Source organism: Paenarthrobacter sp. FR1 (assembly GCF_051106045.1).
Taxonomy (GTDB): Bacteria; Actinomycetota; Actinomycetes; order Actinomycetales; family Micrococcaceae; genus Arthrobacter; species Arthrobacter nitroguajacolicus_A.
Genome location: NZ_JBPFSF010000008.1, coordinates 85,234 through 106,087 on the forward strand (window position 1 = coordinate 85,234; position 20,854 = coordinate 106,087).

Consider the following 20,854-nt stretch of genomic DNA (forward strand, 5'->3'; position numbering starts at 1 on the left):
CACTTTTTGTTTCCCCCCCAACTGACTGGCATTAGTGGTTGCTATGAGTCCTCATTCCAACCACTAATGCCAGTCAGTTGGCTTTCCAGCCACAGGGTGGACGCGGTTGGGTTGCCGAGGGTTCGGCGTGTAACTATGAGCACCATGCCCCAGAAGATTGCGTACCAAGGTGAGCCGGGAGCCAATTCGGATCTCGCGTGCAAGGAAATGTTCCCCGAACTCGAAAGCGTTCCGTGCGCGAGCTTTGAGGACGCCTTTGAATTGGTAGCCTCGGGCGAAGTCGATCTGGCCATGATCCCGATTGAGAACTCCATCGCCGGACGAGTGGCCGACATCCACGTCCTTCTGCCCCAGTCCAAGCTTCAGATCGTGGGCGAGTACTTCCTGCCCATCCGCTTCGACCTCCTGGGGATTCCGGGCAGCACCATCGAAGGCGCAACAGAGGTCCACAGCCACATCCATGCGCTGGGTCAGTGCCGCAGGATCATCCGCGAAGCCGGGCTCAAGCCTGTTATTGCTGGCGACACAGCGGGATCAGCCCGTGAAGTCAGGGATTGGAACGATCCCCGAAAGCTGTCTCTCGCTCCGCCGCTCGCCGCCCAACTGTACGGGCTGGACGTCTTGGCCTCCGGCGTCGAAGATGACCCCACCAACACCACCCGTTTTGTTGTTTTGGCCCGTGAACGCGAGCTCCCCACGAAGGCAGAACTACCGGGTCCCGCGATCACCAGCTTCGTGTTCCGCGTCCGCAACGTTCCTTCAGCCCTTTACAAGGCACTGGGCGGCTTCGCGACCAACGGCCTCAATATGACCCGCTTGGAGAGCTACATGGTGGGCGACGAGTTCGCTGCCACCATGTTCCTCTCGGACGTCGAAGGGCACCCGGAGGATGCCCGGCTCCGCCGGGCATTGGAAGAGTTGGAGTTCTTCACCACTGAGGTCCGGGTCCTCGGTGTTTACGCCGCTGACGGGTACCGCGAGCGAAATACCGTCAGCGCCTGACTCAGCCCTTGGTCGAGGCAGTTATCCGCCGGAACGGCCGTGGGCCAGCCCGGTGGGGATACCGATCAATACAGGTTCAGGGGTGCCGCAGCAGCCGCTGGCCTCCTTGATCTCTTCAGTCGCAGATGAGGCGGCAGGAACGTCGCAACTGGTACCAGCGTCGGATGAGCAGACACCGGTTTCCGGTAGCTCCAGGTGCACCGTGTCAGCCGCCACCTGATCTCCAGCCAGTGCAGCAACTACAGAGCGAACCTGCTCATAACCGGTGGCCAGCAAGAACGTTGGAGCGCGTCCGTAGGACTTCATGCCAACGATGTAGAAGTCTTTCTCCGGGTGGGCGAGTACCTTGGCGCCGTGTGGTGGGACGGTCCCGCAGGAATGGAACTCGGGGTCAATGAGCGGCCCCAGCTCCGTGGGCGCTTCAACAGCAGGGTCCAGGTTCAGGCGCAGTTCCCGGAGCATGTCCAGATCAGGGCGGAACCCCGTACAAGGCACGACGACGTCCGTCACCAGGGCGCGTCCATCGCCTGACGTTACTGTCAAGCCGTGCTCCGAATCAGTGAACGAACTGATACCGAAGCTCGTGTGCAACTCGATCCTGCCCGACTCCACCAAGCGGCGAAGTCGAGCGCCAAGCTGTCCACGCGCCGGTAATCCATCGGCATCGCCGCCGCCGTACACCTTCTCTGCTGAGGCTCCCCGCACCGCCCAAAGAATGCCTGTCTCCGGCTCTTCCTTTGCCAGGTCAGCGAGGTTGATCAGGGTGTTGGCTGCAGAGTGGCCCGCTCCGACTACCAGGACGCGCCGTCCGGCGAAGGAGCCTCGGTCGCGGCCGGAAACATCCGGCAGCGGCGAGGAGATCCGGACCGCCGCACGGTCCTCACCAATGGCCGGCAACCCCGAAGTTCCCAACGGATTGCGCGTGGACCACGTGCCAGAGGCGTCGATGACTGCTGACACGGTGTAGTCGCGCACCTCCCCCGAAGTGTGTTCAACGCGCACGGTGAAGGGGGTAGCATCGCGGTCACGCACGTGGGTTTTGTCCATGCCCTTACGGGTGACCGCCACGACCTTGGATCCTGTCTGGAGCCGGGCGGCGATCTCCGGGGTCGCAGCCAACGGTGCCAGGTAGTTGTCGACGAGTTCTCCGCCATATGGCAGGGCGGTCAGCCGAGGCGACTCCCAGCCCGTGGGCTCCAGCAACCGTACTGCCGCTGCGTCGAGATTGAACCGCCACGGGGAGAACAAGCGGATGTGCCGCCACTGCTCAATGGCGGCGCCCGCTGAGGGCCCGGCCTCAAAAATCATCGGCACCAGGCCTCGCTCGAGCAGGTGGGCCGCTGCAGCCAAACCGATAGGGCCGGCGCCGATTACGGCGACAGGAAGGTTCTCATCCATGGGTTACTCGTACCTCCGTAGGGGATTTGCTCAGAAGTGCGTGGGCTCTTCGACCAGTGCCGTGGCGATGCTGTCAGCGTCGTCCAAGGCGGCAAGGTAGCGCTCGGCGTCCAGTGCCGCCGAACATCCAGTGCCGGCCGCTGTGATGGCTTGTCGGTAGCGGTGATCCACGGCGTCGCCGCACGCGAAAACGCCGGAGAGATTGGTGCAGGTGGTGGGTGAATCCACCTTGATGTAGCCCTCGGCGTCGAGGTCCACCTGTCCTTCAACCAGTTCGGTCCGCGGCAGGTGACCGATGGCTACGAAGATTCCGGTTGCAGCCTGCTCACGGGTCTCACCGGTTCGCGTGTCCTTGAGCGTCACGCCCGTGACCTTGGTGTCCCCGTGGATGGCCGTAATAGCGGAATTCCAGGCAAACGTGATCTTGGGATTGTCCTTGGCGCGCTGGGCCATGATCCGGGAAGCCCGCAATTCTCCCTTCCGGACCACTACCGTGACGGACTTACCAAAGCGCGTGAGGAAGGTGGCTTCTTCCATGGCTGAGTCGCCGCCGCCGACAACAATGATGTCCTGCTCGCGGAAGAAGAAACCATCGCACGTGGCGCACCAGGACACTCCGTGACCACTCAGCTTCTTCTCTTCCGGCAGGCCCAGCTCTTTGTAGGCCGAGCCAGTGGCGAGAATAACGGCAGTTGCCTCGTGGGTCTCACCGGCTCCGGTGACAACACGCTTCAGGTGACCCTTGAGATCAACCTCAGTGACGTCGTCGAAGACTATGCGGGCGCCGAACTTTTCTGCCTGTTCCTGGAGACCGTCCATGAGCTCGGGGCCTTGAATACCACCGGGGAACCCGGGGAAATTTTCCACATCCGTGGTGTTCATCAGGGCGCCACCAGCGGTGACGGAACCGGCCAGAACCAAGGGGTTCAAGCCCGCGCGGGCGGCATAAATGGCCGCCGTGTAGCCGGCAGGACCGGACCCGATGATGATGAGTTGTTCGTTGCTCACGAGAGTCGCTCCTGGTAGTCGTGGTTACTTGGCGGCGGGGATCAGTGACGCGATCAGAGCCTCGATGCGGGTCTTGATATCGTCGCGGATCGGCCGGACAGCGTCCACACCCTGCCCGGCAGGGTCCTCAAGAACCCAGTCCTCGTAGCGCTTGCCGGGGAAGTACGGGCATTCGTCACCGCAGCCCATGGTGATGACCACGTCCGATTCCTTAACCGCCTCAGTGGTGAGAACCTTGGGGATTTCCGCGGACATGTCGATGCCGAGTTCGGACATCGCCTCGACGGCAGCCGGGTTAACCTTGTCGGCCGGCTGAGAACCGGCGGAGCGGACCTCGATGGCTCCTTGGGCAAGGGTGGTGAGGAAAGCCGCGGCCATCTGCGAGCGCCCCGCATTGTGAACGCAGACAAAGAGAACGGACGGTTTCTTGGCGGTTTCGGTGCTCACGGGGTTCTCCTGTATCGAGTGGGTTGGTCTGGTTGGGGTCGTTCCGCACCAATGCCGCGATGATATTGATATCTATCGATGCATTGAGTATCGGTCAATAAATTGATGATTGTCAATATTCGATTTTTGAGGGACTACGCTGCAAGCAACCTGGGGGCCAAGTCGTTGACGCGGCGCGAGATGTCGGCGAAGGCATCCTCGAATGCTTTCTCATTGTCGAGGCGCACCGGGTCCGGAATGGACCAGTGGATGCCACGCAACCCCGGCAGTTCCTCATGGGCGTTATCGCAGACGGTAATCACCAGATCTTCATCACGCGCTACCTGGTCCAGCCGCTGGGGCTTGGAACCCCCAAGGTCCAGGCCATGGCGGAATGCAACGTCCACAGCCCCCGGCGCTACACGTTCTGCGGGATGGGTTCCGGCCGACGCCGACGGGATGTCACTGGCTGTTCGCCACAACGCAGTTGCCAGTTGCGAGCGAGCGCTGTTGCGTGTGCACACAAACAGGACCCGACGCGCGCCGTGCTGGTGCCCCGGAATAAGGCCTTCCAGCGCACCGGGCGCCAGTCGAACGTAGCTACGCCGCTTGTCAGCCTCCGAGCGATGCCGGACCGCGAGCCCCGCATCCTCCATGGACCGCAGGTGGTGAGACAGCAGATTTGCAGGCATGCCCAACTCTGACTGCAACTCCGTGGGGGACAGGTCTCCCAGGGTCAGCAGGTCCACGATGCGCAGACGCGCGGGATCGGCGAGGGCCGCATATTTGGCAGCCCTCTCCAAAAGGCTGGAGTTTTGCTCAATAGTCATTGATTCAATTTTGACTGAAGTAGTTTCATCGGTCAAGCTATTGGCATGACTTCACACCCGCCTCTCCTGTGGCGTCGCGCGCTCGCCGAAGCCTTGGGCACCTGCCTGCTGGTTGCCATCGTTGTCGGCTCCGGCATTGCAGCGCAGCAACTCTCCCCGAATGACGTCGGCCTGCAATTGCTGCAGAACAGCACCGCCACCGTGCTGGGCTTGACGGTCCTCATAGTGATCTTCGGACCAGTCAGCGGGGCCCACTTCAACCCGGTCATCTCACTGGTTGACTGGGTCCTGGGGAGGCGGAACGGCAGTGGACTCTCGCCGACGGAACTTTGCACATATGTTGTGGCGCAGACTGCTGGGGCAATCGGCGGCAGTGTGCTAGCGAATACCATGTTTGAGGTTGGAACCTCGATCTCCGGCAAGGAACGCGCCACCCCCGGCCACCTGTTGGGTGAAGTTGTGGCAACAGCCGGACTGGTTCTCCTGGTCTTCTCCCTTGCTGCCACCAGGCGGGGCGCTCTGGCTGCCCCTGCCGTCGGCGCCTACATCGGTGCGGCGTATTGGTTCACGTCCTCGACGTCCTTCGCGAACCCGGCCGTGACCGTGGGACGAATCTTCAGCGACACGTTCGCTGGAATCGCCCCCAGCTCCACTCCGGGTTTTTTCCTGGCCCAACTGATGGGCGCGGCCCTTGGGCTCGGCCTTCTGCTGCTACTTTTCCCCATGGGCTCACAGGTCTCCGCGGGCTCACGGGCCGCTGACGACGTCGTCGCGCCCCGCGCTACGGACAAGCATGCGTGACCTACCCTTATACCCGGGGGTAAAGGGTAAGTGAGGAAGTTGAACCAGTGGTCCGCGCAAATCTTTTACGGCGGATTGATCGCGGTCATCACGGCTGTCTTTGTGTGGATGGCCCACAGCGTATTGCTTGCGGCATCGCTGTTCTTTGCCCTGGCAGTCGTCTACGCGTTCCTTCTTTTCCGCGTAGTATCGCGCTCGGCTCGCGCGTCCACAGTCATGCACTTCGCTGTACTCCTGATCCTCTACTCTTTGCTATCGATACAGGACCAGCTGGGAGTCCCGGTAGCCGCCGCATGGCTCCTGGGGTTCATCGCAGGAGCAATCGCCGGTGGGTACACATGGTCAGGGAAGCGCCCCGGCTCCGAAGTTCGCCGGAAGCGTGAACGCAACGGCGAGGGATTCACAGGCGGCTGGCACCTTGCGTTGATCAACGCTGCCTGCGCTGTCGTCCTGATGGGAATTGGCATCGCCCACCTCTCCCCTCAAACGCCGACGGCGCCAGTCGGCGCCGTGTTAGCGGGCGCCTTGATAGCTGGATGGGCTTTGTTCCGCTTTCCACCATCGCTTCGGACCAGGAACGTGCTCCTTTTGGTGATACCCGTGGAGTTCTTGCTACTGATTTTCGTGGGCGGCAATACCGGGCAGCAGGCCCTTCCGTTTGCGTGGGCGTACGGCACCCTCGCCGGCATCTTGCTGGGTGGGCGGCACTGGAGTGGCCCCAAGGTTGGCGAACCCAGACCACCGTTCAACGGGCAGGCTTTGCCGAAACGAAAAGTTAGAACCGTACGGCGCTCGCAGGACGAACTGAATCAGAAGCAAAAGCAGGGTGAGGTACCCACGGAGCGCCGTTGACCCGGCTGTGCCCGACGGTTTCGTCTCCCAGCCCCCGGGCGAACTGTCCGAGCGCACCTCCGTCCCGGGATCAGGCAAGGACCAGAACGGGAAACCACTTTACGACGATCCCAATATCAGGACCTTCGGGAACTTCATTCCTTTCCTCACCGCGTGCGTCGTAGACGGACGAGTAGCCGTCATCCCGGCCCCGCCGATATCTGCAGTGGGCTGGGTGTTCCCTCGCTCACCGCGTAGCACGCTGAGATATATTGATGAATGTCAATGTTCGGGCATAATAAATACATGACCGCACTGCCCACCCTCGAGCCCGCCACGCCCCCGGACCGCTGCACCCCGACGGGCAGGCCGGCCTTGGGTGCCGAAGCAGCAAAGCGGAAGGCTTTGGTTTTCAAGGCCCTCGCTGATCCCAACCGGCTACGGCTCCTCTCCATCGTCAAGGCGGAACCCTCCGGCGAATCGTGTGTCTGCGACCTCACGGAACCTCTGGGACTGGGCCAGCCCACCGTGTCGCACCACCTGAAAATCCTTGTTGACGCAGGGCTGCTGCACCGGGAGAAGCGCGGAACGTGGGCCTACTACTCCTTGGTTCCCGGAGCCCTGGATGATGTAGCCGCCATCCTGGCCAAGCTGTGACGGTGTCGCTCAGGGGCATGCGGCCTGGGGATTGGCCGGCCGTGAGGGAGATCTTCCAGGAAGGCATCGACACCGGCTACGCCACCTTCGAGACAAAAGCCCCGGAATGGGATGCCTTCAACAACTCCAGGCTGCCGGACCATCGTCTGGTGGCGGTCGACGAAACAGGCCGTATCCTGGGCTGGACTGCCGTCTCCCCGGTTTCGTCGCGTCCGGCCTACGCGGGCGTGGTTGAGCATTCCATCTACGTTGCCGGTGCAGCGCGAGGACAAGGCATCGGCGCCCGGCTCCTGAAAGCCCTCGCTGCCTCTACCGAGAAGAAGGGAATTTGGACCATCCAGTCCAGCATTTTCCCCGAAAACGAGGCCAGCATCCGGTTGCACCGGGCCCACGGCTTCGCAATCGTCGGGCGGCGGGACCGTATTGCTCGCGTGAGCATCGGACCCGCCGCCGGACAGTGGCGCGACACCCTGCTGCTGGAGCGCCGCTCGCCCATCATTGATTGACGGCCTACCGCCCCACTGAGGCCTCTTCCTCCTCGCGCGGCCCGACCGAGCCGGTGGACGACTCACGCGCCAGCTTCCCCGGCCACCAGATCTTGCTGCCGATGTCGTAGGCGAGCGCTGGGACCAGTAGGGAGCGCACCAAGACGGTATCCAGCAGCACGCCGAACGCCACAATGAACGCCAGCTGCACCAGGAACATGATGGGGATGACGCCCAAGGCAGCGAACGTGGCGGCAAGCACCACGCCTGCGGAGGTGATGACGCCGCCGGTGACAGCCAACCCGCGGAGGATTCCCGGACGTGTCCCGTGCTTCAAGGATTCTTCCCGCACACGGCTCATGAGGAAGATGTTGTAATCAACACCGAGCGCCACCAGGAACACGAATCCGAACAGCGGCACGGTGGCGTCAGCCCCGGAGAATCCGAAGACCCCGTTGAACACCCACGCTGAGACACCCATCGCTGCCCCATAGGACAGGACCACGGACAACACCAGCAGTACCGGAGCCACCACCGATCGCAGCAGGAGCATCAGGATGAACAGGATGACCACCAGCACAATCGGGATGATGACCACCAAGTCGCGCTGCGCAGTGGTGTTCGTGTCCAGCGCAGTGGCCGTCACTCCACCCACCAACGCCGCGGAATCCACGTCACGTACTGCCTCCCGCAGCGACTTCACTGCTTCCTCTGCCTCGATCGAGTCAGCCGCCGAGTTCAGCGTCGCGTTAATCAGGACCCTGCCGTCGCGGACTGCCGGATCAGCAGGAGTGCCCGGAGCGCCGGTGATGGGTACATTCCCTTCAGCCAGCAGGTGGGCCTCACCCACGCCGTCGGCCGCTTTGACCTTGTCCAGGACCTGCTGCGCGGCACCTTGGGAGGCGACCACGACGGCGGGGCTGCCGCTGCCGGCGTCAAAGTGGCGCGCCAGCGCGTCCTGGCCGTCAACGGCGTCCGATTGGGACAAGATGACATCCGTTTGCGGGACGCCGTTGGCCTTCAACTGCAGGATGCCGGTGGACGCCACCAACAGCAGCAGGACGGAAGCGACCCACACAACCCGGGGCCGCTTGGAGACCAGGCGACCCGTGGCGCGCCACAGACCCTTTTGCCCCTCAAGTCCAGTAACAATCTCGGGTTCGCGTTCGTCGTCGGGCAGCAGCTTGGGGCGGAACGGCCAGAAGGCGGCGCGGCCCAGTAACGCCATCAGCGCGGGCAGAAGCGTGAGCGCGGCGAACAGCGAGCAGAGGATGCCAGCAGCCGCGACGGGACCGAGCGCCTTGTTGGAGTTCAGGTCGGAGAAAAGCAGGCAGAGCAGGGCGATGATCACGGTCGCACCTGAGGCGAGGATCGGTTCGAACGACGCCTTCCAGGCGGTGAGAACGGCCTGGGTGCGGTTGGTGGTGTGGGTCAGCGCCTCACGGAACCGCGCCACGTACAGCAGCGCGTAGTCGGTCGCCGCACCAATGACCAGGATGGAGAGGATGCCTTGGCTTTGGCCATTGAGCTGGATCCAGCCCATCTTGGCCATACCAAAGACCAGCAAAATGGCGGCGCAGAGAGCAAACACCGAGGTGAACAGCACTGCGATAGGCAGCACCACCGAACGGTAAACCAGCAGCAGGATCACGAACACGGCACCCAAGGCAACCAGCAACAGGATGCCGTCGATGCCGCCGAACGCATTGACCAGGTCGGCGGTCAGGCCAGCGGGACCCGTCACGAACGCCTGCATGCCATCGGGGGCGCCGGGCTGGACCACGTCCCGCAGCTCCTGGACTTTCTCGCGCAGCTCATCGGAGGACGCCATGGGAACGATGAACTGGACGGCTTTGCCGTCTTCGGACGGGATGGGCCCGACGACGGCGCTCCCCAGCTTGAGTGCCTCAATGTCGGCTTTCAACTGGGCTGCTTCGCCCAGCTGCGCCTGGGTAAAGGCGGCGTCGTTCTCCACGACCACCACCGCCGGAATCTCGTCGGAATCCCGGAACTTGGCCTGCCAGTCGCCCGCCTCAGTGGCTTCGGCGCCAGCGGGGAGGAAGGAAGCCTGGTCATTCGAGGAGACTTCCTCCAGGCGCCCAAATGTTGGGCCACCGACGCCCGCGATGCCCAGCCAGGTGATGACCAGCACCACGGGTATCAGCCAGCGCAGCCAGAACGGTACCTTCTCCGAGTTCATGAGTCCTTCTTCTCCGTGGATGTGTGAGGGCTTTATTCCACCATAGATTATCTCTATCATGGAACTAATCCAAGGCCGGATCCGTACAGATGCCGGATTCCCGGACCGCTGGGAGTAATATCCGGAAGGCAGTAACCACAAGACAACGCTGGCAGGAGGGCGGACATGTCGGAGCCAACAAACCCCCGCCCCAAGGCGAACCACCCTGAAACAGGCCGTCCCGAAAACGCCGCTCCGCAGGAATTGGTGCGGCTCCTCCAGAACTTCACCCTCGAAGCCAACCACTACGTGGACGCCGCGGGCGGCCGGAATGACATGCACCGGACGGATCTCAACGCGCTCGCCGTCATCATGCGCCACTCCGCAGCGGGCAAGGTGGTGACACCAGGCGTGCTCCGCAGCGAACTCAGGCTTAGCTCCCCTGCCACCACGGCATTGGTCGATCGGCTGCACGCTTCCGGACACGTGGTCCGCGAGCGCCTCGGTACGGACCGGCGCCAGGTCCAACTGCACATGACACCCAAGGCCTACCGGGACGGCAGCGCCATGTTCATGCCGCTCGCCATCCGCATGGGCAAGGCGATGGCCGCTTACAGTGCCGAGGAACTGGAGCTCGTCACCCGGTTCATGACTGACATGGTGGAGGCCACCCTCGCCGCACGCGAGGAAGCGACCCAAGCTGACGGGACGCGTTCCACCTAATTCCACCTTCCAAGTTGTAGCGTTTCCCTATGAACGCGCAGCAGCCTGAAGATGTCTACACCCACGGGCACCACGAGTCGGTTGTCCGGGCCCACGCCTCACGGACGGTCGAGAATTCGGCCGCGTTTGTGATTCCCCATCTCACCGCCGGGACCTCAGTGCTCGACGTCGGGTGCGGACCTGGCAGCATCACCTGCGATTTCGCGGGGCTGGTGGCGCCGGCGCAGGTGATCGGCCTGGACCGGTCCGCGGATATCGTGGCTCAGGCAACCGAACTGGCCACCGAGCGTGGCGTGGACAACGTGACCTTCCAGACTGGCAACATCTACGATCTCGACTTCGAGGATGAATCCTTCGACCTCGTCCACGCCCACCAGGTCCTGCAGCATTTGACCGACCCCGTGGCCGCACTCCGTGAGATGCGCCGCGTCGCCAAGCCCGGCGCAATCGTTGCTGTGCGCGACGCCGATTTCCACGGCATGAGCTGGTACCCGGAGGTTCCCGAGCTCGACGACTGGATGGAGCTGTACCAGAAGATCGCCCGCCGCAACGGAGCAGAACCCGACGCCGGGCGCCGCCTGGTTTCCTGGGCCCAGCAAGCAGGATTCACGCAAGTAGCGCCCACCAGCAGCAACTGGCTCTACGCAACCGCCCAGCAGCGCGCCTGGCAATCCCGGGTATGGAGCGAACGCGTGCTGCACTCAGCCTTCGCCGAGCAAGCCCTTGAGTATGGTTTCGCCAACGAGGCCGACCTCGCCCGGATCGCCGCGGGGTGGCATCGCTGGGGAGCCAGCGAGGACGGCTTCTTCCTCATTCCCAACGGAGAGGTCATTGCCCGCGCCTGAACAGCCCAGGCGGCGGGCCGCCGTCGTGCTTCTCAAAAAAAGTTTGCCGAACCATGTAGAAAAAGCCGCAGCAGTTCCGACCCATGGGTGAAGGCGCCCACAAAGGGAGCCCCCTCACAAGGAGTTTGACATGAAATACATGATCATGATGTTCGGATCGGCCGAGGCCATGATGGAAACCGCCGACCCCGCCTGGATCCAGGAAATGATCGGGTTCATGATCCAGATCGACAAGGACCTGACAGAGTCGGGCGAGATGGTTTTCAATGCCGGCCTGGCCGATGGCAGCACAGCAAAGCTGGTGAAGCAGACCCCGGACGGCGTCATCACCACTGATGGTCCCTTCGCTGAGTCCAAGGAGTCGCTGGTGGGGTACTGGGTGGTGGATGTTGCCAGCGAGGAACGCGCCGTGGAGATCTGTTCAAGCATCGTGAAGTACGCGCAGGTGGTGGAGCTCCGCGCCGTGCAGGAAGCTCCGCCGGAGGTCTGACTGGCATTCCCGGAGGGCACACGAATCGAGGACCTGCTGCGCACCTTGGCGCCGCAGGTCCTCGGCGTGCTGGCACGCACCCACGGCCAATTTGATGCATGCGAGGACGCCGTCCAGGAAGCACTTTTGGAAGCCGCCCTGCAGTGGCCGTCCGAGTTACCGCGCGACCCGAAAGCCTGGCTGATGGCGGTCGCGTCCCGCCGGCTGGTTGATTACTGGCGAAGCGAAAGCGCCCGACGCTCACGGGAGGAACGCGTTGCGGCCATGGAGTTTCAGTACAGCGCCGTCCCGGAAACAGACGACACCCTTACCCTCATGTTCCTCTGCTGCCACCCTGCACTATCGGCACCATCGCAACTCGCTTTAACGCTGCGCGCGGTTGGAGGACTCACGACGGCGGAAATCGCCTCTGCCTTCTTGGTCCCCGAGGCGACCATGGGCCAACGCATCAGCCGCGCGAAGCAAGGAATCCAAAAGGCCGGAGCCACCTTCAGCATGCCGCCAGCGTCCGAGCAGAAGGCAAGGCTCGGCGTCGTACTTCACGTCCTGTACCTGATCTTCAACGAAGGCTACGCAGCAAGCTCCGGTCCCTCCTTGCAGCGAGAGGACCTCACCACGGAGGCCATCCGACTGACGCGCATGGTGGTGGCTGCCGCGCCACGTGAGCTGGAGGCGGCCGGGCTGCTGGCGCTGATGCTGCTGACGGATTCCCGTCGTGCCGCCCGGGCGCTGGCGGACGGGATGCCGGTGCCGCTGGCTGAGCAGGATCGAAGATTGTGGAATCGAGGGCAGATCTACGAGGGCATCGCGCTGCTCTCTTCCGTCTTGGGACGTGGCGCGGCTGGGCCGTACCAACTTCAGGCCGCGATTGCCGCCGTGCATGCGGAAGCTGCGTCTGACGCCCAAACCGATTGGCCGCAGATCCTGGCCCTGTACACAGTTCTTGAGGCCGTCGCGCCCGGCCCTGTGGTGACGCTGAACCGGGCAGTTGCTGTCGCCATGGTGCACGGACCTGCTGCCGGGCTGGAGTTGTTGGCCGGGTTGGATTCCGCGCTCGCGCGGTCACACCGTTTGGACGTTGTGCGGGGCCACCTGCTGGAAATGGCGGGCCGGTATGTGGAGGCGCGCGCCGCGTACCTGGCCGCTGCGAAAAAGACGGCCAGTTTGCAGGAGCGGCGGTACTTGATGGGCAAAGTGGCGGGGCTGGACACCACATGAGCGCCTATAGTCGAACCCATGGAACAGCGCATACTTGGCAAGACCGGCCGATCCGTCTCCACCGTGGGCCTGGGCACATGGCAACTCGGCGCCGACTGGGGTGACGTCACCGAAGACGACGCCTTTGCCGTGCTGGATGCCTCAATAGAAGGCGGCGTCAATTTCTTCGACACCGCCGACGTCTACGGAGATGGGCGGAGCGAGGAATTCATCGGTCGCTTCCTCCGTGCCCATCCGGACCTCGACATCACGGTGGCCACCAAAATGGGGCGCCGCGTGGACCAGGTTCCGGAGAACTACACGCTGGACAACTTCCGCGCCTGGACCGACCGCTCGCGCCGCAACCTGCAGCAGGACACCCTGGACCTCGTCCAACTGCACTGCCCTCCCACCGCCGTCTACAGCAACTCGGAGGTCTACGACGCACTGGATACCTTGGTCAGCGAAGGAGCCATCCGCAACTACGGCGTCAGCGTCGAGCGGACCGATGAGGCCCTCGAGGCCATCAAGCGCGGGAACACTGCCTCCGTGCAGATCATCCTCAACGCCTTCCGCCTCAAGCCCCTCGATGAGGTGCTGCCGGCAGCGAAGGAAGCCGGCGTAGGCATCATCGCGCGAGTGCCCCTGGCCTCCGGTTTGCTGTCCGGAAAGTACACGAAGGACACCGAGTTTCCCGCCGACGACCACCGGAACTACAACCGCGATGGATCTTCCTTCGACGTCGGCGAGACGTTCTCCGGCGTGGACTTCGCCACTGGCGTCAAGGCCGCCCAGGAGTTCAGCGCTTTGGTGCCCGACGGCGTCACCACCGTGCAAGCGGCCCTCGCCTGGGTCATCGCCCAGGATGGGGTCACTGCGGTGATCCCCGGTGCCCGGTCCGCGTCCCAGGCACGTGCCAACGCCGAAGCCGGGGAACTGCAGGCCGTCGGAGCTGGATTGGCCGACGAAGTCCGGGACATCTACGATCGTTTCTTCCGCGCAGCGATTCACCCGCGCTGGTAGGCGGCAGGCCGGCGTCGGGCGTTCTCCTGCTACCAACCGCCTCGCGTTGGCGTGTGACCCTTCCGGGCCTCTTCCGGCATGGCCATTTCTGCGCGCAGTCCCAGGAGCCGGATGGGGCGGTCGGGCTCGATCTTGGCAGTGAGGTCAAGGACCCGGGCCAAGACCTCTTCGCGATCAAAGGTCTCGGCGATCTTCCGTGCATACGTCTTGGTGAAGAACGGCACGTACCGGACTTTGAGGGTCAGCCCGATTACCGGGCGCCCCTCCGCTGCGACGTCTTCCAGGACGCGCGCGGTCAGCTCCCTGAGAGCGTTCTCGATTTGCCCGGCCTCGGTCAGGTCCTGCTGAAACGTTGTCTCACGGCCGTGCGCGCGGGCCACCCAGGGAGTGTCATCCACTTCGCTGGAACCTTCTCCGCGCCCTAATTGCGCATACCAAGGGCCCATCTTGGGGCCGAATTCCGGGACCAGTTCCTGGGGATCCACCGCCGCGAGCTCAGCAACAGTGGTGATGTCATGCTTCGCCAACCGCTGGGACACTTTGGGCCCGACGCCCCACAACTCCCTGGTGGGCCTGTGGCCCATGACGTCAAGCCAGTTCTCTTTGGTGAGCCGGAAGATGCCTGCTGGTTTACCGAAGTCCGTCGCGTTCTTTGCCCGGACCAAGGTGTCGCCGATGCCCACGCTGCAGTGCAACTGCGTCTGCTCGAGGACGGCAGCCTGGATCTGCTTGGCATAGGCTTCTGCGTCCTCTGTCTCGACGCCTACAAAAGCTTCGTCCCACCCCAGTACCTGAACAGTGGCGCCGGGCTGCTCCCTGAGAGTGGCCATCACGACTTCCGAAGCCGCAAGGTAGGCTTCCTGGTCGACCGGCAGGATGATGGCGTCCGGCACTTTCCGCGCCGCGATGCGCAGCGGCATCCCTGAACCAACACCGAAGGCCCTTGCTTCGTAAGACGCCGTGGACACCACAGCACGTTCGGTGGGATCTCCCCTGCCGCCCACTATGACCGGTTTTCCGGCAAGCTCGGGCCGCCGGAGTATCTCGACAGCGGCAATGAACTGGTCCAGATCGACGTGCAGCACCCACGGGATTCCGCTCACGGCACCAGTGTGCCTCACCTGGCCCGCTGAGCTGTACCTTCACCACCTTCTTTGAACTTCCCCGGCCGGGAAATCAACCTATCCCGGGTGCATTCCTTGTCCCCCGCCGTCAAAGTGGGTGGTGAAGGCCCGCGTCCGGGGCACCCCCTTCACCGGCATAAGCTGAGGTGGTGCAGTTTTCACTTTGGCTGGCCCTGGTTGGCGCCGGCACCCTGATCAGTTTCACTCCCGGCGCCGGTGCAATTTTCACCATGAGCAACTCGCTCAATTCTGGTTTCCGACGCTCCATCTGGGGCATCCTCGGCCAACAGGTGGCCCTGGTCATCCACATCGTGATCGTCGCCTTGGGCGTGGGCGTGCTGGTGTCCAACTCGCCGGTGATCTTCAACGTCATCCGCTACGCCGGTGCGGCCTATTTGGTGTACCTGGGCATCCGGCAGTTCCTGCACAAGCCTGATCTGGACAAGGAAGAGGTTGCGAACAAGAAGAACGAGTCCGCCCTGTCCATGTTCCAGCGCGGTATCTGGGTGAACCTGCTGAACCCGAAGGCAATCGTCTTCTTCCTGGCCTTCATGCCGCAGTTCATCAGGCCGGACCAGCCGCTGCTTCAGCAATACGCGGTGCTGACCACCACGGTCATCATCATCGACATTATGGTGATGTGGTTCTTCTTCGCCCTCGCAGCCCGGTCCTTCCAACGGTTCACCCATGACCAAAAGGGCCAGAAGGTCCTCAACCGCGTCTTCGGCTGCTTGTTCGTCCTGGTCGGCATCCTGCTGGCGGTCATCCACTAACCCCGGTGCTACCGTCGAAGTCATGGAAGCTGACTGGATTGAGCACCGACGTGCGGACGACGGCGAACACGTGGGGTGGATGAAGCCGGTAAGCGACGGATTTGTCGCTATCGACATGCTGGGACGCCCACGCACAGATGTCGTGGACTGGTTCACCGCCGAGGAAACACTCGATGACCTCGGCCTGCGCTACCTCGCCGAACCCCACGAATTACTCCTCGACGACGGCGCTTGGCTGCGTGTTCGGATCGCCGAAGTGACGCCTGACGCGGTTCGGGTGAAGAAGGAAGACTGGGGAGACATGACGGCGCCTCAGGTCTATTTCACCGTGACGAACCCCATCTCAGAAGAGCAACTCCGCCCGCTGGCCCGCTAAACCGGCGCCGTAGATCCCCGAACCACCAACGAGCTCTCCAGCGTCACGTGGGGCTCGTCCAAAGCAAGGCCCTCCATCAGACCCTTCAGCTGCTCCCCCGCCTTGCGTCCCAGCGGGGTTGCCGGCAGGTGCACCGTGGTGAGGCTGGGGTTGCTGGTGGCGGAGTATGGCAGGTCGTCGAAGCCAGCAACAGCCAACTCGTCGGGGATGCGGACACCCGCCACGCGCGCTTCCTGCAGCACGCCATAGGCGTGCGTATCGGTACCGCAGACGACGGCGGTCACACCTGCGCGCTGCCAGTCCGGCCAAGCGTCGGCGAAGGCGGCGGCAGCAGCACCGACGTCGATGGACGTACTGATGACGTGCCCGTCAGCCACCGAAAGTCCGCAGCGGGAAGCCTCCTCCAGGAAGGCTTCCCGGCGCAACTGGAAGGTGGCGGTCCCAGTAACGCCATCCACGTAAGCGGCATGCGTGTGCCCGGACGCGGCCAGGTGCCGGGCCAACTCGCGGGCACCTTGCGCCACATCGAGGTTCACGGATGGCGCGTAGGACTCCAGCCCGGGCGCGTCCAACAACACCAAGGGTCCGGCTGCGGAAAGATCTTCCAGAAATTGCCCGCTGGGAGCGCCCACCAACAGGCCGGCGGGACGGAGCGCCAACAATTTACGGACGTCGTCGGCCTGCGGTGACTCACCGGCATCGGTCACTGAAAGCAACAGTTGGTACTCGGGTCCCAAGGATTCCCTAACACCCGCGATCACGTTGGCGAAGAACGGGTTGGACACGTCCGGGGTGACCAGGATGACGATTGAGCTGACGCCGCGTGCCAGTGAACTGCCGATGCTGTCCACCACGTAGCCCAGTTCGGCGATCGCGGTGCGGACACGGGAGACGTTGTCGTCGGATACCCGCCCCTGCGTCTTGCCATTGGCCACCAAGGAGACCGTCGCGGTGGAAACGCCGGCACGTGCGGCCACCATCGCAGCGGTGACGCGGGGCGCGCGGGCGTTGCGCCGATCCAGGGTATCCATGCATCGATCGTAGCGGGATTGCGCCGATCAGGCCCGCCACATGACATCAAGCGCTTGACGCGATCTACGTTAAGCGTTTGACGTAACCCATCAAGCAGTGCCAGAATTCCCCTGAATGCTTAGCGCCCTGCCCCGGGCAAGTTCCAGGCAGGCCCCAATGACGTGGAGAGAAACGTGGATCCCAACACCATGACACCGGCACGCAAGAAGATCATTCTTGACTGCGACCCTGGCCATGACGACGCAGTGGCATTGCTGCTGGCGCACGGCAACCCGGACATCGACCTGCTCGCCGTGACCACAGTGGTGGGCAACCAGACACTCGAGAAGGTCACCCGGAACGCCCTCTCCGTCGCCACGATTGCGGGCATCACCGGCGTTCCGTTCGCCGCTGGCTGCGACCGCCCCTTGGTCCGCACCATCGAAACCGCCCCCAGCATCCACGGCGACTCCGGCATGGACGGCCCGGAGCAGCCCGAGTCCGCCATCGAACTGGACCCGCGCCACGCCGTCGACCTCATCATTGAAACTGTCATGGCTCACGAGCCGGGCACCGTCACTTTGGTTCCCACGGCGGGCCTCACCAACATCGCCATGGCCGCCCGCAAGGAACCCCGCATCGTGGAGCGAGTCAAGGAAGTTGTCCTCATGGGTGGCGGTTACCACGTGGGCAACTGGAGCGCCGTGGCCGAGTTCAACATCATCATCGACCCCGAAGCCGCACACATCGTCTTCAATGAAAAGTGGCCCGTGGTGATGGTCGGCCTCGACCTCACGCACCAAGCACTGGCTACCGACGAGGTAGTGGACCGTATCGCGGCCATCGGCACCAAGCCCGCCAAGTTCGTCCTGGAACTGATGGAATTCTTCAAGAAGACCTACAAGGACGCCCAGGGCTTCGACTTCCCGCCGGTCCACGATCCCTGCGCCGTGGCCTACGTGATCGACCCCACCGTCATGACCACCCGCAAAGTTCCCGTAGACATCGAACTGCAGGGCAAGCTCACCCTCGGCATGACCGTGGCCGACTTCCGCGCGCCCGCGCCGGAGGACTGCCACACCTCGGTGGCTGTTGACCTGGACCACAAGAAGTTCTGGGATCTGGTCACCGACGCAATCGTGAGGATTGGCGAACCAACGCTCGACGCCGGCGCTAACCCCACCGCAGAGGCCATCCTGGCAGGAGAAGCCAAGTAATGTCGTCGCTCGCATCTGAAACCAAGTCCTCCCGCGGCAACGTCACCGCACTGATGGTTGCCCTGCTGGCAGCCTGCGTGGCATTCCAGCTCAACGCCTCCATGCTCAGCCCTGCCTTGGTCACCATGGGCAACGAACTCAACACGGATCAAGCCACCATCGGCCTTTCCCAGACCTGGTTCTTCACGGCTGCCGCCCTGTTCTCGCTCTTCCTTCCGCGCCTGAGCGACATCGTTGGCCGCAAGAAGATCCTGGTGGGCATGATGCTCCTCATGGCCGTCGGTTCCGTCATCGCCGCCATGGCCCCAGACGTCACGTGGCTCTTCGTGGGCCGCATCATCCAAGGTGTCAGCGGCCCCACGGTTCCCCTGTGTCTCATCATGCTTCGCTCCGCGGTCAGCAACCCGCGCAAATACGGCACCCTGATGGGCCTCATTACCGCAGTCAACGGCGGCGTGGCCGGTGTCGACTCGTTCGTGGGCGGTTACTTCGCTGAAAACTTCGGCTTCCGCAGCATCTTCTGGCTCATGGTCGCCCTGGCGCTGGTCGCCACGGTCCTCATCGCCATCCTGGCCGGCGAAAGCAGGCCCGCTGCCGGCACCACCATGGACTGGCTGGGTGTCTTCTTCATCGTGATCGCCGTGGGCGCACTGCTCACGGCACTGAACGAAGGCTCCAAGCTGGCCACGGCCTTCGACGCCGGCACCCTGACCCTGGCGATCGTACTCACGGTGGTTGCCGCCGTCGCGTTCTTTGCCTTCTGGACTGTTGAGAAGCGGGCCAAGCAGCCCATGGTGGAAACCATGCACCTGCGCCAGCGCTCCACGTGGGCCCCGCTGCTGACCACCACCCTCACCATGACCGGTATCTTCGCGGTCATCAACGGCATCGTTCCGGCCTACGTCCAAGCAGCGGATCCGGGCTTCGGCGTTGGCCCCACGGAGATGTCCCTCATCATCCTCACCCCGTATGCGCTTCTGGGCTGGCTCTTCGGCCCGATCAGCGGCCGCCTTGCACCGGTCCTCGGCTACACCAAGGTCCTGCGTATCGGCTTGGTGGGCAGCCTTGTTGCACTGGCCATCATCGCGTTCTTCGGCCTCAACAGCCTGCCCATGATGATTGTGGGAACGGCCTTGCTGGGCATCATGTACGCCGGTACCGTCAACATCATGCTGAACGGACTCGGCGTGGTCCTCTCGCCGCAGGGCAACCCTGGCTTCCTGCCGGGCATGAACGCCGGCGCCTTCAACCTCGGTGCCGGGCTCAGCTTCCTGGTCCTTCCCGCGGTCCTCGTCGCCACGGCCTCGCTGAATGACGACAAAGCCTCCTACCTGACCGTTGTGGTGGTGGGGCTCGCCATCACCTTCGCAGCATTCGCCGCTTCGCTCCTAATCCCCAAGCCGGTGGACGCAGAAGTGACCGACAACGAGAAGGTGACCGCATGACCAACGCACCCAAGGCGGGAATCGTCGTCGTCGGCTCCCTCAACGCCGACCTCACCATCTACTGCGATCGCCTCCCGCAACCCGGTGAGACGGTCCACGGCGACGGTTTCGCGGTGAATCCCGGCGGCAAGAGCGCCAACCAGGCGGTGGCTGCCAGCAAGCTCGGTGGTCAGGTCAGCCTGATCGGCGCCGTGGGCAACGACCCCAACGGCACCATGCTCCTGGACTCGACGGCGAGCGCGGGGGTGGACGTTTCCCGCGTCCAGCGCTCCGATGCCTCCACCGGCGTAGCGGTCATTTCCGTGGACGCGAGCGGCGAGAACAGCATCATCATCTCGGCAGGGGCCAACGGGACGCTGAGGCCTTCCGACGTGGATGTCGCTGCTTTCGCCGACGCCGCTGTGGTCTGCCTCTGCCTGGAGGTGGGGATCGATACCGTGATTGCCGCCGCGCAAGCAGGGCACGACGCCGGAGCTGCAGTCTTGCTGAACCTCTCGCCCTACGCTGAGGTGCCGGAGGTTCTGGCCGGGTTGAGCGACGTGCTGCTGGTGAACGCGCACGAGGCTTCACTGTTCCTGGGCTCGGAGGCTGACATTCCCGACGCCGACGCAGAGGCCGAAGCCTGGGAGCCGGTCCGGAGCCAGTTCGCCGACCGGGGTTTGCGGCGCGTGCTGGTGACCCTCGGCTCCCAGGGTTCCGTGGTGCTCGATTCACTGGCCCGCGGTGCCGAGGATCAAATCACCCGCATCCCTCCGACGCGCGTCAACGCCGTGGATACTACCGGGGCCGGCGACGCCTTTACGGGTGCCGTGGCCGCGCGGCTGGCCGCAGGTGAATCCCTTGCGGATGCCGCAGCGTTTGCTTCGGTGGCCGCAGCGTTGGCTGCCACGAAGAAGGGCACGCAGGCCGCGTACGCGAGCCGCGAAGAAGTCGAGGCTGCGCTGACGTCCTAACCGAGCGCGGCACCCAAGCAGGGGAAAGCACACGTTCTCATGAGCCCTCATTTGAACATG

22 protein-coding genes are annotated in these 20,854 nt (G+C 63.6%); 15 read left to right on the forward strand and 7 right to left on the reverse strand.

The features are described 5' to 3' along the window. Window positions 1-144 precede the first annotated feature (144 nt). A complete protein-coding gene (locus ACR30Z_RS15860; protein WP_434373492.1) occupies window positions 145-1,002 on the forward strand; it encodes a prephenate dehydratase in 858 nt (285 codons plus the stop codon). A gap of 21 nt (window positions 1,003-1,023) precedes the next feature. Here the strand turns inward: ACR30Z_RS15860 and ACR30Z_RS15865 are convergent, their stop codons facing one another. From ACR30Z_RS15865 to ACR30Z_RS15880, 4 genes are all read right to left on the reverse strand, one after another. Then, window positions 1,024-2,400 carry an NAD(P)-binding domain-containing protein gene (locus tag ACR30Z_RS15865; RefSeq protein ID WP_434373494.1) on the reverse strand — a complete coding sequence of 459 codons (1,377 nt, stop codon included), beginning with the start codon at window positions 2,398-2,400 and terminating at the stop codon, window positions 1,024-1,026. Between the two features lie 30 nt (window positions 2,401-2,430). Continuing rightward, window positions 2,431-3,408, reverse strand: a complete 978-nt coding sequence (gene trxB / locus ACR30Z_RS15870) for a thioredoxin-disulfide reductase (protein WP_434373496.1) — start codon at window positions 3,406-3,408, stop codon at window positions 2,431-2,433. Window positions 3,409-3,432: 24 nt separating this feature from the next. Continuing rightward, window positions 3,433-3,855, reverse strand: a complete 423-nt coding sequence (locus ACR30Z_RS15875) for an arsenate reductase ArsC (protein WP_144649242.1) — start codon at window positions 3,853-3,855, stop codon at window positions 3,433-3,435. 134 nt (window positions 3,856-3,989) lie between these two features. Beyond that, the gene (locus tag ACR30Z_RS15880) at window positions 3,990-4,664 is read right to left on the reverse strand and encodes a helix-turn-helix domain-containing protein (RefSeq protein WP_434373499.1); all 675 of its coding nucleotides are present in this window, start codon (window positions 4,662-4,664) and stop codon (window positions 3,990-3,992) included. Between the two features lie 45 nt (window positions 4,665-4,709). Here ACR30Z_RS15880 and ACR30Z_RS15885 point away from each other — a divergent pair, with 45 nt between their 5' ends. The 4 genes from ACR30Z_RS15885 (at window position 4,710) to ACR30Z_RS15900 (ending at window position 7,459) form a co-directional block, all read left to right on the forward strand. Continuing rightward, window positions 4,710-5,465: an aquaporin gene (locus tag ACR30Z_RS15885; protein ID WP_434373501.1), complete on the forward strand. Its 756-nt coding sequence runs from the start codon at window positions 4,710-4,712 to the stop codon at window positions 5,463-5,465. Between the two features lie 30 nt (window positions 5,466-5,495). After that, the gene (locus ACR30Z_RS15890) at window positions 5,496-6,317 is read left to right on the forward strand and encodes a hypothetical protein (protein WP_434373503.1); all 822 of its coding nucleotides are present in this window, start codon (window positions 5,496-5,498) and stop codon (window positions 6,315-6,317) included. Between the two features lie 285 nt (window positions 6,318-6,602). Then, window positions 6,603-6,953 (forward strand): ArsR/SmtB family transcription factor, encoded by a 351-nt coding sequence (locus ACR30Z_RS15895; protein WP_144649233.1) that lies wholly within the window; start codon window positions 6,603-6,605, stop codon window positions 6,951-6,953. Beyond that, entirely contained in the window at window positions 6,950-7,459 is a 510-nt protein-coding gene (locus ACR30Z_RS15900; protein ID WP_434373505.1) for a GNAT family N-acetyltransferase, read from the forward strand. The genes ACR30Z_RS15895 and ACR30Z_RS15900 overlap by 4 nt, the downstream gene beginning before the upstream one ends. Before the next feature lie 4 nt (window positions 7,460-7,463). Here the strand turns inward: ACR30Z_RS15900 and ACR30Z_RS15905 are convergent, their stop codons facing one another. Continuing rightward, on the reverse strand, window positions 7,464-9,638 hold the full coding sequence (locus ACR30Z_RS15905) for an MMPL family transporter (RefSeq protein WP_434373507.1): 2,175 nt from the start codon (window positions 9,636-9,638) through the stop codon (window positions 7,464-7,466). A 165-nt stretch (window positions 9,639-9,803) separates the two neighbouring features. Between ACR30Z_RS15905 and ACR30Z_RS15910 the strand changes: the two genes are divergently transcribed. The 5 genes from ACR30Z_RS15910 to ACR30Z_RS15930 all read left to right on the forward strand — a co-directional run bounded on the left by ACR30Z_RS15910 (window position 9,804) and on the right by ACR30Z_RS15930 (window position 13,895). Further along, window positions 9,804-10,340 (forward strand): MarR family winged helix-turn-helix transcriptional regulator, encoded by a 537-nt coding sequence (locus ACR30Z_RS15910; RefSeq protein ID WP_434373509.1) that lies wholly within the window; start codon window positions 9,804-9,806, stop codon window positions 10,338-10,340. Window positions 10,341-10,369: 29 nt separating this feature from the next. Continuing rightward, a complete protein-coding gene (locus ACR30Z_RS15915; protein WP_434373511.1) occupies window positions 10,370-11,185 on the forward strand; it encodes a class I SAM-dependent methyltransferase in 816 nt (271 codons plus the stop codon). A 130-nt stretch (window positions 11,186-11,315) separates the two neighbouring features. Further along, entirely contained in the window at window positions 11,316-11,675 is a 360-nt protein-coding gene (locus ACR30Z_RS15920) for a YciI family protein (RefSeq protein ID WP_434373512.1), read from the forward strand. Between the two features lie 45 nt (window positions 11,676-11,720). Then, window positions 11,721-12,893 (forward strand): RNA polymerase sigma factor, encoded by a 1,173-nt coding sequence (locus ACR30Z_RS15925; protein ID WP_434373513.1) that lies wholly within the window; start codon window positions 11,721-11,723, stop codon window positions 12,891-12,893. Between the two features lie 18 nt (window positions 12,894-12,911). Beyond that, entirely contained in the window at window positions 12,912-13,895 is a 984-nt protein-coding gene (locus ACR30Z_RS15930) for an aldo/keto reductase (protein WP_434373515.1), read from the forward strand. Window positions 13,896-13,924: 29 nt separating this feature from the next. On the opposite strand, the gene ACR30Z_RS15935 is transcribed toward ACR30Z_RS15930, so the two are convergent. Beyond that, window positions 13,925-14,980, reverse strand: a complete 1,056-nt coding sequence (locus tag ACR30Z_RS15935) for a DNA polymerase IV (protein ID WP_434373614.1) — start codon at window positions 14,978-14,980, stop codon at window positions 13,925-13,927. 188 nt (window positions 14,981-15,168) lie between these two features. On the opposite strand from ACR30Z_RS15935, the gene ACR30Z_RS15940 reads away from it, so the two are divergent. Both ACR30Z_RS15940 and ACR30Z_RS15945 read left to right on the forward strand, forming a co-directional pair. Next, window positions 15,169-15,792, forward strand: coding sequence for a LysE family transporter (locus ACR30Z_RS15940; RefSeq protein WP_208759966.1), 624 nt, complete (start codon window positions 15,169-15,171; stop codon window positions 15,790-15,792). A gap of 22 nt (window positions 15,793-15,814) precedes the next feature. Continuing rightward, a complete protein-coding gene (locus ACR30Z_RS15945) occupies window positions 15,815-16,168 on the forward strand; it encodes a hypothetical protein (RefSeq protein WP_434373518.1) in 354 nt (117 codons plus the stop codon). On the opposite strand, the gene ACR30Z_RS15950 is transcribed toward ACR30Z_RS15945, so the two are convergent. Then, complete coding sequence (locus ACR30Z_RS15950; protein WP_434373520.1) at window positions 16,165-17,199, reverse strand: LacI family DNA-binding transcriptional regulator; 1,035 nt, start codon at window positions 17,197-17,199, stop codon at window positions 16,165-16,167. The two genes, ACR30Z_RS15945 and ACR30Z_RS15950, sit on opposite strands and share 4 nt — an antisense overlap. A 189-nt stretch (window positions 17,200-17,388) precedes the next feature. On the opposite strand from ACR30Z_RS15950, the gene ACR30Z_RS15955 reads away from it, so the two are divergent. Genes ACR30Z_RS15955 through ACR30Z_RS15965 form a run of 3 tightly spaced genes read left to right on the forward strand, consistent with a single transcriptional unit; the run spans window position 17,389 to window position 20,794 of the window. Further along, window positions 17,389-18,396, forward strand: a complete 1,008-nt coding sequence (locus ACR30Z_RS15955) for a nucleoside hydrolase (RefSeq protein WP_144649490.1) — start codon at window positions 17,389-17,391, stop codon at window positions 18,394-18,396. Next, window positions 18,396-19,841 carry an MFS transporter gene (locus ACR30Z_RS15960; RefSeq protein ID WP_434373522.1) on the forward strand — a complete coding sequence of 482 codons (1,446 nt, stop codon included), beginning with the start codon at window positions 18,396-18,398 and terminating at the stop codon, window positions 19,839-19,841. Before ACR30Z_RS15955 ends, ACR30Z_RS15960 begins: the two co-directional genes overlap by 1 nt. Next, window positions 19,838-20,794 carry a ribokinase gene (locus ACR30Z_RS15965; RefSeq protein WP_434373524.1) on the forward strand — a complete coding sequence of 319 codons (957 nt, stop codon included), beginning with the start codon at window positions 19,838-19,840 and terminating at the stop codon, window positions 20,792-20,794. Before ACR30Z_RS15960 ends, ACR30Z_RS15965 begins: the two co-directional genes overlap by 4 nt. Window positions 20,795-20,854: the final 60 nt, after the last annotated feature.

Bases quoted from the DNA above. Each gene is read 5' to 3' on its own strand.
- ACR30Z_RS15910 (WP_434373509.1), top strand. From the start codon at position 9,804: ATGTCGGAGCCAACAAACCCCCGCCCCAAGGCGAACCACCCTGAAACA.
- ACR30Z_RS15920 (WP_434373512.1), top strand. From the start codon at position 11,316: ATGAAATACATGATCATGATGTTCGGATCGGCCGAGGCCATGATGGAA.
- ACR30Z_RS15945 (WP_434373518.1), top strand. From the start codon at position 15,815: ATGGAAGCTGACTGGATTGAGCACCGACGTGCGGACGACGGCGAACAC.
- ACR30Z_RS15930 (WP_434373515.1), top strand. From the start codon at position 12,912: ATGGAACAGCGCATACTTGGCAAGACCGGCCGATCCGTCTCCACCGTG.
- ACR30Z_RS15965 (WP_434373524.1), top strand. From the start codon at position 19,838: ATGACCAACGCACCCAAGGCGGGAATCGTCGTCGTCGGCTCCCTCAAC.
- ACR30Z_RS15955 (WP_144649490.1), top strand. From the start codon at position 17,389: ATGACACCGGCACGCAAGAAGATCATTCTTGACTGCGACCCTGGCCAT.
- ACR30Z_RS15885 (WP_434373501.1), top strand. From the start codon at position 4,710: ATGACTTCACACCCGCCTCTCCTGTGGCGTCGCGCGCTCGCCGAAGCC.
- ACR30Z_RS15895 (WP_144649233.1), top strand. From the start codon at position 6,603: ATGACCGCACTGCCCACCCTCGAGCCCGCCACGCCCCCGGACCGCTGC.
- ACR30Z_RS15865 (WP_434373494.1), bottom strand. From the start codon at position 2,400: ATGGATGAGAACCTTCCTGTCGCCGTAATCGGCGCCGGCCCTATCGGT.
- ACR30Z_RS15880 (WP_434373499.1), bottom strand. From the start codon at position 4,664: ATGACTATTGAGCAAAACTCCAGCCTTTTGGAGAGGGCTGCCAAATAT.
- ACR30Z_RS15950 (WP_434373520.1), bottom strand. From the start codon at position 17,199: ATGGATACCCTGGATCGGCGCAACGCCCGCGCGCCCCGCGTCACCGCT.
- ACR30Z_RS15915 (WP_434373511.1), top strand. From the start codon at position 10,370: ATGAACGCGCAGCAGCCTGAAGATGTCTACACCCACGGGCACCACGAG.
- ACR30Z_RS15960 (WP_434373522.1), top strand. From the start codon at position 18,396: ATGTCGTCGCTCGCATCTGAAACCAAGTCCTCCCGCGGCAACGTCACC.
- ACR30Z_RS15860 (WP_434373492.1), top strand. From the start codon at position 145: ATGCCCCAGAAGATTGCGTACCAAGGTGAGCCGGGAGCCAATTCGGAT.
- ACR30Z_RS15905 (WP_434373507.1), bottom strand. From the start codon at position 9,638: ATGAACTCGGAGAAGGTACCGTTCTGGCTGCGCTGGCTGATACCCGTG.